Genomic DNA, 16,232 nt, shown 5'->3' with positions numbered 1-16,232 from the left:
GTCGTCAATTCTTCGCGGCCGCGAGTGCGCGGTCCAGCAGGTCCTGGCGGAAGACGGACTTGACGTCCGCCGTTCCCTTGTACTCCAGGTCACCCTGCTTGGCGAAGAACTCCTCCTGCTTGGCGACCGAGGACCAGTCGATCGCGCCGGTCGGGTCGTTCTCGGTGAGGCCGATGCGGTCGATCGTCTCGACGGGCAGGTCGGTGTACTTGGCGATGATGGCCTTGTTCGCCGCGTCCTTCCAGCCACCCTTGGCGAGCTCGTCGGCGGCCTTGAGGTAGGCGGTCAGGAACTTGACGACGGCGTCCTCGTTCTTGGACACGAAGTCGGTGTTGAACACGATGGCGCCGAGCTCGGTGCCCGCGGCGTGGTGCTCGACCAGCCGGGTGGCGATCTTCTTGTCCTCCAGGGCGGTGGAGAGCGGCTCGATCGTCCAGGCGGCGTCGATGGCGCCGTTGGCCAGCGCGGCGCCGACGTCGGGCGGGCTGACGTTGGCCAGCTCCACGTCCTTGAGGGTCAGGCCCCCGGTGGCCAGGGCGAGCGCCACGGAGTAGGCGCCGAAGCCGCCGGGGCCGGGGACGCCGACCTTCTTGCCCTTCAGCCCGGCCACCGAGGTGATGCCGGAGTCGGCCCCGACCATGAACGGCGACGGGTCACGGCCCTCGGTCGGGACGCGGGAGACGCTGGCCAGGACGGAGAGCGAGGCGCCCGTCTTCACCGCGTTGAACAGGCCGGCACCCCAGGAGGCGCCGCCCGAGGTGACGTTGCCCGCGCTGACCAGCTGGAACGTCTCGCCGGACGAACCGCCCTTGGGCTCCAGCTTGACCTTGACGCCCTGCTTGTCGAAGTAGCCCTTGTCCTCGGCGAGGAAGAACGCGCCGTAGTCGGCGTACGGGGAGTACAGGAAGGTGATCTCGGGACCCTCCGCGGCGCTCGCGCCGGGCTTCGGTTCCGCTTCGGTACCACAGGCGGCGAGCAGGGCGACTGCCAGCCCGGCAGCGCTGATCAACAACATTGGGCGCCTCACGGCACCTCCTAATGATTTACCACCAAAACGGCGGGAAATGTGTTAAAAGCACCATAGACTTCTGATGCATCAGGTTGCAACTACAGATACATATGAGAGGTATCGCTTGTCTATACTTTCCGTACCTTCTGTACCTGGAAATCTCATTCAGGAGGCCTCGGAGGTCCACGAACTCGTCATCGGACTCCGCCGCGCCGTACACCGGCGGCCCGAGGTCGGCCTGACGCTGCCCGCCACCCAGGCGGCCGTGCTACAGGCCCTGGCCCCGCTCGGCCTGACCACCACGACCGGACGTTCGTGCAGCTCGGTGGTGGTGCGGATCGAGGGAGCGCTGCCCGGTCCCACCACGCTGCTCCGCGCGGACATGGACGCCCTGCCGATCACCGAGCGGTCGGGCGAGCCGTACGCGAGCACCGTGCCCGGGGCCATGCACGCCTGCGGCCACGACGCGCACACCGCGATGCTGGCAGGAGCGGCGCACGTTCTCGCCCGGCGGCGCGAGCGGCTCGCCGGCACGGCGGTGCTCGTCTTCCAGCCCGGTGAGGAGGGGTACGGCGGCTGCCTGGCCATGCTCGGCGAGGGGCTGCTCGACGACCACTCCCCCGACCGGGCGTTCGCCCTCCACCAGTCGCCCACCCTGGCCTCCGGTCACGTGGCCGGCCGCCCCGGACGGCTGCTCGCCTCCAGCGACCAGTTCACGGTCACGGTCACGGGGCGAGGCGGGCACGCCTCCCGCCCCCACGAGGCCGACGACGTCCTGGGCGCGGCCACCGCCTTCGTGCAGACGCTCCACGCGCGCGTCACCCGGGCGGCCGACCCCGCCCACCCCTGGCAGGTCGCGGTGAGCACCTGTCACGCGGGCACGGCACCCGGGGTCGTCGCCGACCGGGCCGTGCTGGAGGGCGGCGTCCGCGCGATGGACGCGACCGGCCGCGAACGCGCCATGGCCCTCGTCCGGCACGTCGCCGAGGGGGTCGCCTCGGCCCACGGCTGCGCCGCGGACGTCACGTGGTCACCGGTCGCCCCGCCCACGGTGAACGACCCGGACCAGACCTCCTTCGCCCTCGGGACGGCCACCGCGCTGATCGGCGCCGACCGGGTCCACACGCTGGAGCGTCCCGCCTTCGCCTCCGAGGACTTCGGCCACATCCTGGCGAAGGTCCCCGGAGCCCTGCTCCAGCTCGGCACCCGGCCGCCGGGCGCGGAGCCCCCCGCCCCCAACCACTCGCCGCTGATGCGCCTGGACGAGGACGCCCTGACCGTCGGGGTGGCCCTCTACGCCGCGCTCGCCCTGGCCTGAGACCTCACCGGCCGTGCCCCGTGCTCACCGCGCCCCGCTCCCGCGGGCGGCGGTGGCCGCGAACGGGCCCGTCGGCACACCCCGCGGACGAGCGGGAAAAGCAGTGGCAAAGGAGGCGGGAAGCACCAGCACTTGACCGTTTCGTCGATATGAGTCGGGTATAGCCGTCCTGCACCGGGGCATCCCGGTCCCGGCGTTCCAACGGGAGGACTCATGACCGGCGACCACCGCACGGAGAAGGATCGGCGACTGGACGAGGCCCGCGTCGACTACGAGGACACCGTCCTGACCACCGACCAGGGCGTCCAGGTGGACGACACCGACAACTCGCTCAAGGCGGGCGAACGCGGTCCGACGCTGATGGAGGACTTCCACTTCCGGGAGAAGCTCACACACTTCGACCACGAGCGGATCCCCGAGCGGGTGGTACACGCCCGCGGCGCGGGGGCCTACGGTTACTTCGAGGCCTACGACGACTCGCTGGCCGCCTTCACCACCGCCGGCTTCCTCACCTCACCGAGCCCGCGGACCCCCGTGTTCGTCCGCTTCTCCACCGTGGCCGGATCGCGCGGGTCGGCGGACACCGTGCGGGACGTGCGCGGCTTCGCCGTCAAGTTCTACACCCGGCAGGGCAACTTCGACCTCGTCGGCAACAACATGCCGGTCTTCTTCATCCAGGACGGCGTCAAGTTCCCCGACTTCGTGCACGCGGTGAAACCCGAGCCGCAGAACGAGATCCCGCAGGCGTCGTCGGCGCACGACACGCTGTGGGACTTCGTGCACCTCCAGCCGGAGACCACCCACATGATGATGTGGCTGATGTCGGACCGGGCCCTGCCCCGCAGCTACCGGACGATGCAGGGTTTCGGCGTGCACACCTTCCGCCTCGTCGACGCCTCCGGCCGGGGCACCTTCGTGAAGTTCCACTGGAAGCCGAGGCTCGGGGTGCACTCGCTGGTCTGGGACGAGACCCAGAAGATCGCCGGCAGGGATCCCGACTTCAACCGGAGGGACCTGTGGGAGGCGATCGCCAACGGTGACCTCCCCGAGTGGGAGCTGGGCGTCCAGCTGGTGGCCGAGGAGGACGAGCACGCCTTCGGCTTCGACCTCCTGGACGCCACCAAGATCATCCCCGAGGAGGAGGTACCGGTGCGCCCGGTCGGGCGCCTGGTCCTCGACCGCAACCCCGACAACTTCTTCGCCGAGACCGAGCAGGTCGCCTTCCACCTGGGCAACGTCGTACCGGGCATCGACTTCACCAACGACCCACTGCTCCAGGCCCGGCTGTTCTCCTATCTCGACACCCAGCTGATCAGGCTCGGCGGGCCCAACTTCGCCCAGATCCCGGTGAACCGCCCGGTGACCGGGGTGCACAACAACCAGCGCGACGGCTACCACCAGTCGGTCATCCCGTGCGGCCGGGCGAGCTACCACCCCAGCTCACTCGGCGGCGGCTACCCCGTGGTCGGCGGCGAGAACGCCTACCGGCACCACCAGGAGCGGGTGGACGGCGAGAAGATCCGCAGGCGCAGCGAGAGCTTCGCCGACCACTACGGCCAGGCCACCCTGTTCTGGAACAGCATGGCCGGCTGGGAGAGGGAGCACATCGTCGCCGCCTTCCGCTTCGAACTCGGCAAGGTCGAGCACGCCCACATCCGCGAAGGCGTGGTCCGCAACCTCAACAACGTCGACCACGACCTGGCCGTGCTGGTCGCCGAGGGCATCGGGGCCGAGCCGCCGCGAGAGGTCACCACGCCCAACCACGGCCGCAGCTCCCCCGCCCTCAGCCAGGATCACGAACCGGTGCGGAGCGTGTCCACCCGGAAGATCGCCGTCCTCGTCGCCGACGGCGTGGACGTCACCCAGGTGGCCGCGGTCTCCGGCGCGCTCGCCGGCATGGGGGCGGTGTGCGAGGTGCTCGCCGCGCGGGGTGGCGCCGTACTCGGGGAGAACGGCGATCGGCTGGAGGTGACCCGCCCGCTGACCACCGTGGCCTCGGTGCTGTACGACGCGGTACTGGTTCCCGGTGGGAGGCGGAGCGTCCAGGCGCTGGCCGAGGACGGCGACGCCCTGCACTTCGTCTCCGAGGCGTTCAAACACGGCAAGGCCGTCGGCGCCCTGGGCGCCGGGGCGGAGCTGCTGGAGGCCGCGGGGATCGAGTCCGCCTCGCCGCCGGGGGTGGTCACCGGAACGGCGGAGGACCTGGGGGACTTCGCCTCCGCGTTCGCCGAGGCGGTCGCCGCGCACCGGCACCACGGCCGTCCCACCGGGCGGATACCGGCGTGAGCGTCGCGCCGTCTCCCGGGCAGGGCTCGCCCGGCCCTGCTCGCCCGGCCTCGGCTACCTGACCTCGCGCCGCAGCGCCGACATGGCCGCTCTGCGCTCGTCGGGGGTGGTGCCACCCCACACCCCGTACATCTGGTGGGTGTTCAGCGCGTACTCCAGGCAGCGCGACCGGACCGGGCAGCGGCGGCACACGGCCTTGGCCCTCTCGTACTGCGCCCGGCCCGGCCCCTCCGAGGAGACCGGAAAGAAAAGCTCGGGATCCTCGCTGAGACAGGAGGAACGGCGAGACCAGTGGATGATGGGGATGACATTGCCCTGAATAGACATAGGCGGTCCAATGACAACGGTGAAGAAGCTCGACGGTTGGCGACTCGGCTGCTGAATCGGGTGCCCGCGGGAAGCACATTCATACCTTCGCGGGGGAAAAATCAAAGCGCCTTGACCCCGGGTTTTCCCACCGCCCCGGGCACCGGTGAAAACCGGGACCGGGCCGGGGAGCGCCCTGAACGACGCCCGGTTCTCCGGCCGGCCCCGGCCCCCGGGGCATCGGGCATCGGGCATCGGTCAGATGGGCGCGCCGTCGTCCTCGTCGCCCCGCCTCGGTCCCGGGGTCCCCGTACCACTCCGCGAGGGGGACGGTGAGACGGTGGGCCGCCCGGGCTCCGGGGTCGCCGGGACCGGCGGCGGGGTCGGCACGAACTCCGTCGCCGGCAACGGCCTCGGCAGCGGCGCCCCGTCCTCCTCCCGGCGCAGCAGCAGCCAGACCATCACCGCCAGCAGCACCAGCAGCACGGTCAGCACGACCCCGGCGACCACCACCGACCGGTGGGTCTCCACGGGCGGCGGGGCCTCCCGGGGCGGCGCGGGCAGCGCCGGCGACCGGTCGTCCGCCCAGTGCGGTTCGAAGTCCGGGCCGTGCCGCTCACCGATCAGCGTGCCACCCACCAGCACCGACTCCAGGAACCGCTCGGCCCCCGCCCTGTCCGGTTCGTACGGTGTGGCCACCCACGGCGCGCTCCCGCCGTCCATGGCCAGCACCTGCGGCGCCGTGTCGGCCACCGCCGCCCGGCCGCGCGCCGCCCTGGCCACCCAGCCCCGCACCCCGGAACGGCTCGCCGCCTCACGGATCCCGGTGACGAACCGGTCGCGAGCCACCGGGTCCAGAGCGGCCCCCCTGGTCAGCACCGCGACCGAGACCGCCCGGCCGTCGGAGCCGCACCCGAGGTAGACCAGCCCGGCGGGCCCCACCCTCAGGCGGGCCTGCAGGACGAAGGGCCCCAACCGGGGCGGGTCACCGTACTGGAGCGGACTGGCCACGCCTGCCATGAAAGCACACGGCGGCGGGCACGCCCCGCCCATCCGGGTGCGGGTGGGCACCGACTGTGGGTACCAACACCAGATGGGCATCCGACAGCCGTGCGACCCGGCGTTTCATTTGGTGGAATATCGACGTGACCTCCTCTCCACGGCCGGAGCCCGAGGTCTCCACGCTGGAGGAATGCGATGACCGTCGCCGAAGAGCTGCCGAGCGGGATCGACACCGGACCGCTGCGCGAGGCTCTGGCCGAGGTCCGGCGGGTCATCGTGGGCCAGGAGCACATGGTGGAACGGCTGCTCGTGGCGTTACTGGCCCGCGGTCACTGCCTGCTGGAGGGGGTGCCCGGGGTCGCCAAGACCCTGGCCGCCTCCACTCTGGCCACCGTGGTCGGCGGCGACTTCGCCCGCATCCAGTTCACCCCTGACCTGGTGCCCAGCGACATCGTGGGAACCCGGGTCTACCATCCCTCCCGCGAGGCCTTCGACGTCGAGCTCGGCCCGGTGTTCGCCAACTTCCTGCTCGCCGACGAGATCAACCGCGCCCCGGCCAAGGTGCAGTCCGCGCTGCTGGAGGTCATGGCCGAACGCCAGGTGACGCTGGCCGGGCGGACCCACCCGCTGCCGAGGCCGTTCATCGTGCTGGCCACCCAGAACCCGATCGAGTCCGAGGGCGTCTACCCCCTCCCCGAGGTGCAGCGCGACCGCTTCCTGTTCAGGGTCCGCGTCACCCACCCCAACGCCCACGAGGAGCTGGAGATCCTCCACCGGATGAGCGTGACCCCTCCCACCCCCCAGGCGGTGCTCGACCCCGGACGGCTGATCGCGTTACAGGCGGCGGCCGACCGGGTCTCGGTGCACCAGCTCGTCGCCGACTACGTGGTCCGGCTGGTGATGGCCACCCGCTCCCCCGCCGAGTACGGCCTGCCCGAGCTGGCGGAGAACATCGAGATCGGGGTCAGTCCCCGCGCCACCCTCGGCCTGGTCGCCGCCGGAAGGGGACTGGCCCTGCTGCGGGGCCGCGACTACCTGCTCCCCGACGACGTCCGCGACGTGGCCGTGGACGTGATGTCCCACCGGCTGATGCTCACCTTCGACGCGCTGGCCGACGGAGTGGACCCCGAGGACGTGGTCAGGCAGGTGCTGACCGCGGTACCCCCACCCCTGGTGGTGTGGAACCAGGACTCCCGGTGACCGGGGTCGTGAGCGCCTCGGAGCAGGCCCTGCGCCGGCTCGAACTCACCGTCGTCAGGCGGCTGGACGGGCTGCTGCACGGCTCCTACCAGGGGCTGCTCCCCGGCCCCGGCAGCGAGTCCGGCGACAGCAGGGTGTACGTCCCCGGCGAGGACGACATCAGGATGATGGACTGGGCGGTGACCGCCCGCACCACCGTCCCGCACGTGCGGGACCTGATCTCCGACCGGGAGCTGGAGACCTGGGCCCTGGCCGACCTGTCGCCCAGCATGGACTTCGGCACGGCCGGGATGGAGAAGCGGGACCTGGTGGTCGCCGCGATCGGCGCGATCGGGTTTCTCACCAGCCGGATCGGCGACCGTTTCGGCACCTACGTCCTGCACGACGAGTACATCCACCGGATGCCCGCCAGGGGCGGCCGGCCCGCCCTGTACGGCCTGCTGCACTCGCTGATGGACGCTCCCCGGGGCCGCCCCCTCGCAGGCGCCCCCGACCTCGCGGAGGCGATCGAGGCGCTCGCCTCCGCGCGGCGGCGGCGCGGCCTGCGCGTGATCGTCTCCGACTTCCTGGACGCCGGGCCCGCCCTGGAGCCGGGCACGGAGCCACCCTGGGAGCGGCCGATCCGCCGCCTGGCCGCCCGGCACCAGGTGCTGGCCGTCGAGGTGATCGACCCGCGCGAGCTTGATCTGCCGCCGGTTGGGCTGGTGAGCCTGACCGACCCGGAGTCCGGGCGGAGCCGCAGGATCCGCCTCACCGCCAGGGTGTGCGCGGCCTACGCCGAGGCGGCCGCCGCGCAGCGGGCGGCGACCCGGGCGGCGCTGCGCCGCTGCGGGGTGGCCCACCTGGTGCTGCGCACCGACCGCGACTGGGTCGCCGACATCGCGCAGTTCGTGCTGCGGCAGCGGCGTACGGCGCACCTGACACACCGGCACCCGACGTCGGGAAGGATCCGATGACCTTCCTCTCCCCGGCCTGGCTGTGGCTGCTGGCCGCGCTCGCGCTGGTCGTGGCGGGCTATGTGGCCGCCCAGTTCGCCCGGCGGCGCTACGCGGTGCGCTTCACCAATCTGCCGCTTCTGACGCTGGTGGCCCCCTCCGGCCCCGACTGGCGCCGGCACGTCGCCCCCGCGCTGTTCGTGCTGATGATGGGTCTGATGATCGTCGGCGCGGCCCGGCCGGCCGACTCGGTACGGGTTCCGCGCGACCGGGCGACCATCATCGTCGCGCTGGACGTCTCGCTGTCGATGGAGGCCGCCGACGTGCAGCCGAACCGGATCGCCGCGGCCAAGGAGGCGGCCCAGAAGTTCGTCGGGGACCTGCCGGAGCGCTTCAACGTCGGGGTGGTCGCCTTCGCCCGCTCCGCCTCCGTGGTGGTCTCCCCGACCACCGACCACCAGGCGGTGATCACCTCGATCGGCAACCTGACCACCCGGGCGGGTACCGCCATCGGCGAGGCGGTGTTCAGCTCGATCGACTCCATCCGCTCCTTCGACCAGCAGGCGGTCACCGATCCGCCGCCCGCCGCGATCGTGCTGCTGTCCGACGGCGACAACACCTCGGGCCGGTCGGTGGCGGAGGCGATCGAGGCGGCGAGGGGCGCGCGCGTGCCGGTCTCCACCATCGCCTACGGCACCCAGGACGGCACCGTCACGATCGACGGCCGCGAGGTGAACGTGCCGGTGAACAAGATCACTCTGCAGAGCCTGTCGAACGGCACCGGAGCCCGGGCCTACGAGGCGGAGTCGGGCAACCAGCTGCGCGAGGTGTACGAGCAGATCGGCAGCTCGCTCGGATACCGGACGGTCAGCCAGGAGATCGGCCAGTGGTTCGTCGTGGCGGCGATCGTGGCCGGGCTGCTGGTCGCCGCGGCCTCCGGGCTGCTGGGAACTCGGCTGCCCTGACCCGCTCCCGGCCGTTGGTAACGTTCTACGACGTGGCACATTACTTCGAGGAGCGCCCCGAGACCGCCAGCCGTCCCGGGTCGGTCACGCTCGTGCTCCCCGACCTTCATCTGAGGCTGGAGACCGACAGCGGGGTCTTCTCCCCCGAGCGGATCGATCAGGGCACCCGGATCCTGCTGGAGACCGTCCCGGCGCCTCCCGCCGAGGGCGATCTGCTGGACCTGGGCTGCGGTTACGGGCCGATCGCGCTGACCATGGCCTCGCGCGCGCCCCGGGCGACGGTCTGGGCGGTGGACGTCAACCGGCGGTCGGTGGAACTCTGTGCCAGAAACGCGCGGGCCGCCGCCCTTGACAAAGTAAGGTCGATGCATGTCGACGAGGTGCCGCCGGAGGTCCGCTACGCGGCGATCTGGTCCAACCCGGCGATCCGCATCGGCAAGGCCGCCATGCACGAGATGCTCTCCCGCTGGCTGTCCCGGCTCACCCCGGACGGCACGGCCTACCTGGTGGTCCAGAAGCACCTGGGCTCCGACTCCCTGCAGCGCTGGCTGAACGAACAGGGCTGGCCGGCCACCCGCCTCGCCTCCCGGTCCTCCTACCGGGTCCTCCAGGTCGGGGCCAGGACCGCGGACCCGGCGCGGTGAGAACGGCCCGGCACGGCGAGACCCCCGGCGGAGACAACGGGCACACGACGACTCAGCCACCCACGCGGCACGGCCCCGGAGACCCGGGACGGGCGAGGAACGACCAAGGAACGGTGAACGACCGATGACCGCGAACCCCCGCAGGCAGCTGCGGCCGACCGACGTCAAGCGGCTCAACCGCACCTGGCGCAGGAACACCGAGGGACGGCTCGCCCTGATCCTGGAGTCGGTGACCGGCCCCTTCAACATCGGATCCATCTTCCGCACCGCCGCGGCCTTCGGCGTGGAGCGGATCTGGCTGGCGGGCAACGCCACCCTCCCGACCAACCCCAAGGCGCAGAAGACCGCGCTGGGCACCGACCGGCTGGTGGCCTGGGAGGAGCCGGTTCCCGCGCTGGACGCGGTCCGGGCAGCCAGGGCGGAGGGGTTCACCGTGATCGCGGTGGAGCTGACCGGAGACGCGGTCCCGCTGCACGAGGCGAAGCTCGGCGGCGACGTGTGCCTGGTGGTGGGCAGCGAGGATCACGGCTGCTCCCCCGCCCTGCTGGAGGCCGCCGACGCCGTCTGCTACATCCCGCAGGTCGGGCGGGTGGGCTCGTTCAACGTGGCGGTCGCCACGGCGATCGCGGTGGCCGAGGCCCGCCGCCGGGAGTGGGCCGGCAAGGAGCCGCCCGGCGAGCACGAGGACTGAGTGCCCCGAACCCCTGGCTCCGGGCTCCGGGCTGCCAAGCCGAGCGCGGAGAGCCGGGGCCGGGCGGGCCCGTGACCCAAACGTTCACCGGCCCGCTGTGACGTACCGCGCCCGTACCGGGCATACTCCTGCACGTGTCGCGCCGTTACGCCTTCCTCGACCATCCCGGCCCGCTCGCCTTCGCCCACCGGGGCGGGGCCGCCGAGAGCCGGGAGAACACCCATGCAGCGTTCGCCCGTGCCGTCGAGCTCGGATACACGTACCTGGAGACCGACGCGCACGCCACCTCCGACGGGGTGTTACTGGCCTTCCACGACCACACCCTGGACCGGGTGACCGACCGGCGCGGCCGGATCGCCGACCTGCCGTACCGCCTGGTACGTGAGGCGCGGATCGACGGGGTGGACGAGATCCCGGTCCTGGACGACCTGCTGGGCTCCTGGCCCCGGGCGCGTTTCAACATCGACGTCAAGGAGTCCGCGGCCATCGGGCCGCTGGCCGAGACGATCAGGAGAACCAACTCCTACGACCGGATCTGCCTCACCTCCTTCTCCGACGAACGGCTGGCCCGCGCCCGCGCGGCGGTCGGCCGCCAGGTGTGCTCCTCGCTCGGGCCACGCGGGGTCGCGGCCCTGCGCGCCGCGGCGACCACCTCCGGCTACGGCCGCCTGCTCACCCGGCTGGCCCGCGCCGGGGTGCCGTGCGCGCAGGTACCGGCGGGCTTCCGCCACCTGCGGATCACCACCCCCGCGCTGATCCGCACGGCACACGCTCTCGGCATGCAGATCCACGTGTGGACGGTCAACGACACCCGGGAGATGGGGCGTCTGCTCGACTTCGGCGTGGACGGGGTGATGACCGACAACATCTCCGGCCTCCGCCAGGTGCTGGAGGCACGCGGCCAGTGGCACCCCGGCCGGCTCGCCGCGTGAGCCGCCCCCCTCCGACCTCCCCACTCCCCCATCGAACCGAGGATCCCCCATGGCCACCCAGCAGGTCGTCCCGGACTCCCTTCCGGATCGCCGCCGCGAGCAGCGCGGCTGGTACTTCTACGACTGGGCCAACTCCGCCTTCCCCACCACCGTTCTGACGGTCTTCCTCGGCCCCTACCTGACGAGGATCGCCGAGAACGCGGCCCGGGGCCGCCCATACGTGGACGTCCTCTGGTTCGACGTGCGGCCCAGCGCCTACTACTCCTTCGTGGTGGGCGCCGCGGCCGTCCTGCAGATCGTGCTGATGCCCGTCGCCGGAGCCCTGGCCGACCACACCGGCCGCAAGAAGGAGCTCATGGGCGCGTTCGCCTATCTCGGCGCCGGGGCCACGGTCTGTTTCTGGTTCGTCTCCGACGGGCGCTATCTGCTGGGCGGGGCGCTGTTCCTGATCGCCAACCTCGGATTCGCCGCCGCGTTCGTCATCTACAACTCGTTCCTGCCCGACATCTCCACGGCGGACGAGCGCGACGGCGTCTCCGCCCGGGGCTGGGGGTTCGGCTACCTGGGCGGCGGCCTGCTGCTCGCCGTACACCTCGCCCTCTTCCTCGGTCACGAGTCCCTCGGCGTCTCCGAGGGCGAGGCGGTGCGCATCTCCCTGTCCTCGGCCGGTCTGTGGTGGGCCGGGTTCACCATCGTGCCGATGCTGCGGCTGCGCAACCGGCACACCCTCACCTCGGGCGCCGGGAACGCCGGCCGGGCCGTGACCGGAAGCTTCGGGCAGCTGGGCCGTACCGTGCGGGAGCTGCGCCGCTACCCGCTGACCCTGGCGTTCCTGGTCGCCTACCTGATCTACAACGACGGCGTGCAGACGGTCATCTCGTTCTCGGCCATCTACGCCGACAAGGAGCTCGGGCTGGGCCAGACCGAGCGCATCGCGGCGATCTTGATGGTGCAGTTCGTCGCCTTCGGCGGCGCCCTGCTGCTCGGCCGGCTCGCCGCCTCCTACGGGGCGAAACGCGTGGTGATGGTCGCGCTGGTGGGCTGGGTGGCCGTGGTGGGCGTGGCCTACTTCCTGCCCAGGGGGGCGGCGCTGCCGTTCTTCGCGCTCGGGTTCGCCATCGCGATCGTGATGGGCGGCACCCAGGCCCTGTCGCGGTCACTGTTCTCCCACCTGATCCCGGCGGGCAAGGAGGCGGAGTACTACAGCCTGTACGAGATCAGTGACAAGGGCTCGACGTTCCTCGGCTCGTTCGTCCTGGGCGTGGCGCTGCAGATGACCGACAGCTATCGGCTCGGCATCGTCTCGCTGGTGGTCTTCTTCCTGCTCGGGCTCGTCGCGCTGGGCGCGATCAACCTTCCCAGGGCCGTCCGGGCCGCCGGCAACCCGGTGCCCGAGCGCATCTGAGCGTCCTCCGGCCGGGGCCCGCAGCAGACCGGGTCAAGAACACGCGATTGGATCACCCCGTGTGTGGGAATCCACACACGGTATCAAGCGTTGTACGCCGTGGGAGACAGACCCCTCACGACGGGGCCCTCAGGAGGCATTGAGACATGGGCGAGCGTGCGCTACGCGGTACCCGACTCGGCGCGACCAGCTACGAGAACGACCGCAACACCGATCTGGCCCCGCGCCAGGAGGTGTCCTACACCTGCCCGAAGGGCCATCGATTCGACGTTCCGCTTGCCGCCGAGGCTGAGATCCCGGCGACCTGGGAGTGTCGTATGTGCGGCGCGACCGCCCTGCGGGTGGACGGTGAGCTGCCGGAGACCAAGAAGGCCAAGCCCCCACGGACACACTGGGACATGCTGCTGGAGCGCCGTACGATCGAGGACCTGGAGGAGGTGCTCAACGAGCGTCTGGCGATTCTGCGCGCCCAGCGCCGCAAGAGCGCCTGACCGCTTGGCGGGACACGGACCCTCGGCGCCCGAAAAGGGCACCGGGGGTCCAGGCCGGCCACACACCGGCGATCTCCCTCCGCGCACCCCTCCGGCGCCTGCCTCCCATCCCTCCCACGCCTCTCAGCGTCCGGTGACCGGCCCCGTCACCGCCGGCGCCGATCCGGTCCAGCCCATCTGGGCCGAGAGCCTGCCCGCCGACTCCAGCAGCGCCTCGGCACACGACTCGACCTCCTCACGGAACCGCTCCAGCGGCCCGCAGACGCTGACCACCGCGACCGGGCGGCCGTGGTGGTCGAGCACGGGCGCGGCCACCGACGCCGCCCCGGCCATCCGCTCGGCGAAGGACCGCGCCCAGCCTCGGGTACGGATCAACGCGAGCTCCTCGCGCAGCCCGGGCACGTCCACCACGGTCTTGTCGGTGAGCGACTCCAGCGGGGCACGCGCCAGATAGCTCTCGATCTCCCCCTCGGAGAGGAAGGCCAGGAACGCCTTGGACGAGCCGCCCGCGTGCAGCGGGTACGGCACGCCGAGACTGACGCTCATGATGACCTCGCGGGCCGGGGTGACCTGGTCCACGTAGACCCGGTTCCACCCGGTCCGCGTCGACAGGGTGGCCGTCTCGCCGGTGCGCTCCGACAACGTCACCAACTCGGGCGCGGCGATGCGCCTGACGTCGAGCCGGTCCAGGTAGGCCAGGCCCAGCCGCATGGCTCCGACGCCCAGGGAGTAGCGCCGGGTGCTCTCGTCAAGCTCGATGAGACCGCGGACCCGCAGCGAGGCCAGGATCCGGTGCACGGCGGCCTTGGAGATCCCGAGCGCCTGGGCGATCTCGGTCACCCCGAGCGTCATCGCCGGGGTCTCGGTAAAGCGCATGAGCACGTCGACGGCTCGCTCGACCGTGGCGACGGCCTGGCCGGTGCCGGCCTCCCGCGCGGGCGTCCCGCCGGGCTCGCCCGTCACGGCACTGCTGTTTCTCAACGGCACGTGTCCTCCAGAAGCAGGGGCAGGTGTGACCCCTCCATCCTCTCGCCTGTACACCACCGCACCGGGATGTCCGCACCCGTCCGGGGGCGAGAGGACCGCGCCGTGACCGGTACGCCGCCGGCGAGGTGCCCGGTCCCGGACGCGGCCCCGCGGTGGATCCGGGAAGCGCCGTCCGGCCTCCGCATCCTCCGTCCGCGCCGATACTGAGACCGTGCTGAGCAGTCAACGCCTCCGGGTACTCCGGGAGGTCTTCAGAACGGGAAGCATCGCGGGGGCCGCGCGCGTCCTGCGGCTCTCGCCGTCCGCCGTGTCCCACCAGCTGTCCAAGCTGGAGGAGGAGGCCGGCGTGGGCCTGGTCGAGCGGGGTGCGCAGAGCCTGCGGCTGACCGCCGCCGGGCGGCGGCTCGCGAGGAGGGCGCAGGAGGTCCTGGACATCATCGAGGCCGCGGAGAAGGACCTGCTCGCGCAGGCCCGGGCCGACGCCGGGCAGCTGCGGATCGGGTTCTTCGCCTCCGCGGGATACCGGCTGCTGCCGCTGGCGCTGTCGACCTTCACCGCCCGCCACCCCGCCGTGGACCTCGACCTGGTGCTCGGTCAGCCGCACGAGCTCCTGCCCGACCTGGAGCGCGGCGCCCTCGACGTGCTGGTGGTCTTCGAGCACGCGCTCGACCCCTGGAAGCCGCCGGACGGGGTGGAGGTCACCCACCTGTTCGACGAACCGCAGCTCCTCGTGGTGCCGCCGGGCCACCCGGCGGGGCAGCGATCCCGGGTGCGCCTCGCCGACCTGGCCGAGGAGCCGTGGATCACCACATTCGGCACCGACACCCCGGTCTCGGTGCTGGAACGGGCCGGCGCGCTGGAGGGGTTCAGCCCGACGATCCGCTGCCGCAGCGACCACTACGAGGTGACGCTGGGGCTGGTCAGGGCCGGGCTGGGCGTGGCCCTGGTGCCCAGCCTGGGCGCGCAGGGCGCGACCGGCATCCAGGTGTGCCGGCTGGACGGTCCCCGGCTCTACCGCAGGATCGGCGCCGCCACCCGGCCGACCAACCCCAACCCGGCGCTGCGCTCCTTCATCGACTACCTGCGCGACGCCTCGGCCCAGATCCGCAACGCGCTCCGCTGAGAGCCCCCGCGCCCGCCCGCCACCGGCCGTCCGGAAACGGGTGGGCGGGAACGGGTGGGCGGGCAGAGGTGAGCGGGCACTAGAGATCGGGCTCCCGCGGGGAGGCGCCGCCGCCGGAGGCGCCGGGCACCGGGCTCGCCAGGCGGCCGATGGCCAGGCCCGCCCGCCGGACCCGTCCCACCAGGGCGTGCTCGCCCCCGGCGGGGCCGTTGGCCAGCACGGCGTAGCCGATCCGGCGTCCCCGGCCGATCATCACTCCCACGTCGGCCCGCACGCCGGCGTCGGTGCCGGTCTTGTTGGCCACCCAGACCATTCCGGCGGGAACCGAGGCGGGGATCTCCCGGTCCTCGGCCTCGTGCGCCAGCAGGGCGGGGACCAGGCTCCGGTCTCCGTTGTGCGCCATCCAGCGCAGCATGATCCTGGTCCACTCCAGCCGCCCGTCGAGCCCGGCCGCGAACCGGGCGAGCTCGCCGGCCGTACCCACGGCGAAGGTCGGCGGGTGCGACGGCAGTCTCGGCTCGCGTATCCGGTCGAGGATCCGCGTGCGGACGAGGCCGAGCCCGGCCGCGACCTCCGCCACCCGGTCCAGGCCGATCCGCCGGATCAGCGCGTTGGTGGCGGTGTTGTCGCTCACCGACGCGGTGAGCACCGCCAGGTCCCCGATCGGCCAGCGGCGGCCGGACAGGACGCCAAGGAGCCCGGACCCGCCGCAGCGGTCGTCGTCGGCCAGGTCCACGGTCTCGGCGGGGTCGAGCCTCCCCGAGGCGATCCCCTGAGCCACCGCGGCGAGCAGCAGCAGCTTGCCGGTGCTGGCGAGGGTCAGCTCGGTGTCCTCGTGCAGGGAGATCAGTCCCGGCACGGACACGGCCAGGGTGACCGGGCCGCCCTCGTCCGGCGCGCCGGGGCCGCTCACGGCGTCCTCCCTCCGGTCATGGGGC

At 72.1% G+C, this 16,232-nt stretch carries 16 protein-coding genes; 11 read left to right on the top strand and 5 right to left on the bottom strand.

Features of this window, described 5'->3' with window-relative positions; genetic code table 11:
- Window positions 1–4 precede the first annotated feature (4 nt).
- Window positions 5–1,015, bottom strand: a complete 1,011-nt coding sequence (locus tag ABZ194_RS15980) for an ABC transporter substrate-binding protein (protein ID WP_355596707.1) — start codon at window positions 1,013–1,015, stop codon at window positions 5–7.
- Between the two features lie 118 nt (window positions 1,016–1,133).
- Here ABZ194_RS15980 and ABZ194_RS15975 point away from each other — a divergent pair, with 118 nt between their 5' ends.
- Both ABZ194_RS15975 and ABZ194_RS15970 read left to right on the top strand, forming a co-directional pair.
- Window positions 1,134–2,327, top strand: coding sequence for a M20 family metallopeptidase (locus ABZ194_RS15975; RefSeq protein WP_355596705.1), 1,194 nt, complete (start codon window positions 1,134–1,136; stop codon window positions 2,325–2,327).
- A gap of 213 nt (window positions 2,328–2,540) precedes the next feature.
- Window positions 2,541–4,613 (top strand): catalase, encoded by a 2,073-nt coding sequence (locus ABZ194_RS15970; RefSeq protein ID WP_355596703.1) that lies wholly within the window; start codon window positions 2,541–2,543, stop codon window positions 4,611–4,613.
- Window positions 4,614–4,667: 54 nt separating this feature from the next.
- Here ABZ194_RS15970 and ABZ194_RS15965 read toward each other — a convergent pair whose 3' ends face one another.
- Both ABZ194_RS15965 and ABZ194_RS15960 read right to left on the bottom strand, forming a co-directional pair.
- Window positions 4,668–4,940, bottom strand: a complete 273-nt coding sequence (locus ABZ194_RS15965) for a WhiB family transcriptional regulator (protein ID WP_355596701.1) — start codon at window positions 4,938–4,940, stop codon at window positions 4,668–4,670.
- A 237-nt stretch (window positions 4,941–5,177) separates the two neighbouring features.
- Complete coding sequence (locus ABZ194_RS15960) at window positions 5,178–5,939, bottom strand: hypothetical protein (RefSeq protein ID WP_355596768.1); 762 nt, start codon at window positions 5,937–5,939, stop codon at window positions 5,178–5,180.
- A 177-nt stretch (window positions 5,940–6,116) separates the two neighbouring features.
- On the opposite strand from ABZ194_RS15960, the gene ABZ194_RS15955 reads away from it, so the two are divergent.
- From ABZ194_RS15955 to ABZ194_RS15920, 8 genes are all read left to right on the top strand, one after another.
- Window positions 6,117–7,121: an AAA family ATPase gene (locus tag ABZ194_RS15955; protein ID WP_355596699.1), complete on the top strand. Its 1,005-nt coding sequence runs from the start codon at window positions 6,117–6,119 to the stop codon at window positions 7,119–7,121.
- Window positions 7,118–8,077 carry a DUF58 domain-containing protein gene (locus ABZ194_RS15950; protein ID WP_355596697.1) on the top strand — a complete coding sequence of 320 codons (960 nt, stop codon included), beginning with the start codon at window positions 7,118–7,120 and terminating at the stop codon, window positions 8,075–8,077. Before ABZ194_RS15955 ends, ABZ194_RS15950 begins: the two co-directional genes overlap by 4 nt.
- On the top strand, window positions 8,074–9,021 hold the full coding sequence (locus ABZ194_RS15945; RefSeq protein WP_355596695.1) for a VWA domain-containing protein: 948 nt from the start codon (window positions 8,074–8,076) through the stop codon (window positions 9,019–9,021). Before ABZ194_RS15950 ends, ABZ194_RS15945 begins: the two co-directional genes overlap by 4 nt.
- 32 nt (window positions 9,022–9,053) lie before the next feature.
- A complete protein-coding gene (locus tag ABZ194_RS15940) occupies window positions 9,054–9,665 on the top strand; it encodes a methyltransferase (RefSeq protein WP_355596693.1) in 612 nt (203 codons plus the stop codon).
- A 124-nt stretch (window positions 9,666–9,789) separates the two neighbouring features.
- The gene (locus tag ABZ194_RS15935) at window positions 9,790–10,356 is read left to right on the top strand and encodes a TrmH family RNA methyltransferase (RefSeq protein WP_355596691.1); all 567 of its coding nucleotides are present in this window, start codon (window positions 9,790–9,792) and stop codon (window positions 10,354–10,356) included.
- Between the two features lie 134 nt (window positions 10,357–10,490).
- The gene (locus ABZ194_RS15930; protein ID WP_355596689.1) at window positions 10,491–11,288 is read left to right on the top strand and encodes a glycerophosphodiester phosphodiesterase family protein; all 798 of its coding nucleotides are present in this window, start codon (window positions 10,491–10,493) and stop codon (window positions 11,286–11,288) included.
- A gap of 49 nt (window positions 11,289–11,337) precedes the next feature.
- A complete protein-coding gene (locus ABZ194_RS15925; protein ID WP_355596687.1) occupies window positions 11,338–12,693 on the top strand; it encodes an MFS transporter in 1,356 nt (451 codons plus the stop codon).
- 146 nt (window positions 12,694–12,839) lie between these two features.
- Window positions 12,840–13,184 (top strand): RNA polymerase-binding protein RbpA, encoded by a 345-nt coding sequence (locus tag ABZ194_RS15920; protein ID WP_355596685.1) that lies wholly within the window; start codon window positions 12,840–12,842, stop codon window positions 13,182–13,184.
- Between the two features lie 123 nt (window positions 13,185–13,307).
- On the opposite strand, the gene ABZ194_RS15915 is transcribed toward ABZ194_RS15920, so the two are convergent.
- Window positions 13,308–14,165, bottom strand: a complete 858-nt coding sequence (locus ABZ194_RS15915) for an IclR family transcriptional regulator (protein ID WP_355596683.1) — start codon at window positions 14,163–14,165, stop codon at window positions 13,308–13,310.
- A gap of 217 nt (window positions 14,166–14,382) precedes the next feature.
- Here ABZ194_RS15915 and ABZ194_RS15910 point away from each other — a divergent pair, with 217 nt between their 5' ends.
- Window positions 14,383–15,294 carry a LysR family transcriptional regulator gene (locus ABZ194_RS15910; RefSeq protein ID WP_355596681.1) on the top strand — a complete coding sequence of 304 codons (912 nt, stop codon included), beginning with the start codon at window positions 14,383–14,385 and terminating at the stop codon, window positions 15,292–15,294.
- A gap of 79 nt (window positions 15,295–15,373) precedes the next feature.
- On the opposite strand, the gene ABZ194_RS15905 is transcribed toward ABZ194_RS15910, so the two are convergent.
- Complete coding sequence (locus ABZ194_RS15905; RefSeq protein ID WP_355596679.1) at window positions 15,374–16,207, bottom strand: serine hydrolase; 834 nt, start codon at window positions 16,205–16,207, stop codon at window positions 15,374–15,376.
- Window positions 16,208–16,232: the final 25 nt, after the last annotated feature.

Source organism: Streptosporangium sp. NPDC006007 (genome assembly GCF_040614315.1).
GTDB lineage: Bacteria > Actinomycetota > Actinomycetes > Streptosporangiales > Streptosporangiaceae > Streptosporangium.
The sequence above is the reverse complement of the archived record's forward strand: the minus strand, read 5'-3'. Positions and strand labels throughout refer to the sequence as shown.

Excerpts from the sequence above, each read along its gene's own strand:
- ABZ194_RS15925 (WP_355596687.1), top strand. The coding sequence starts at position 11,338 with ATGGCCACCCAGCAGGTCGTCCCGGACTCCCTTCCGGATCGCCGCCGC.
- ABZ194_RS15960 (WP_355596768.1), bottom strand. The coding sequence starts at position 5,939 with ATGGCAGGCGTGGCCAGTCCGCTCCAGTACGGTGACCCGCCCCGGTTG.
- ABZ194_RS15945 (WP_355596695.1), top strand. The coding sequence starts at position 8,074 with ATGACCTTCCTCTCCCCGGCCTGGCTGTGGCTGCTGGCCGCGCTCGCG.
- ABZ194_RS15970 (WP_355596703.1), top strand. The coding sequence starts at position 2,541 with ATGACCGGCGACCACCGCACGGAGAAGGATCGGCGACTGGACGAGGCC.
- ABZ194_RS15935 (WP_355596691.1), top strand. The coding sequence starts at position 9,790 with ATGACCGCGAACCCCCGCAGGCAGCTGCGGCCGACCGACGTCAAGCGG.
- ABZ194_RS15980 (WP_355596707.1), bottom strand. The coding sequence starts at position 1,015 with ATGTTGTTGATCAGCGCTGCCGGGCTGGCAGTCGCCCTGCTCGCCGCC.
- ABZ194_RS15920 (WP_355596685.1), top strand. The coding sequence starts at position 12,840 with ATGGGCGAGCGTGCGCTACGCGGTACCCGACTCGGCGCGACCAGCTAC.
- ABZ194_RS15965 (WP_355596701.1), bottom strand. The coding sequence starts at position 4,940 with ATGTCTATTCAGGGCAATGTCATCCCCATCATCCACTGGTCTCGCCGT.
- ABZ194_RS15955 (WP_355596699.1), top strand. The coding sequence starts at position 6,117 with ATGACCGTCGCCGAAGAGCTGCCGAGCGGGATCGACACCGGACCGCTG.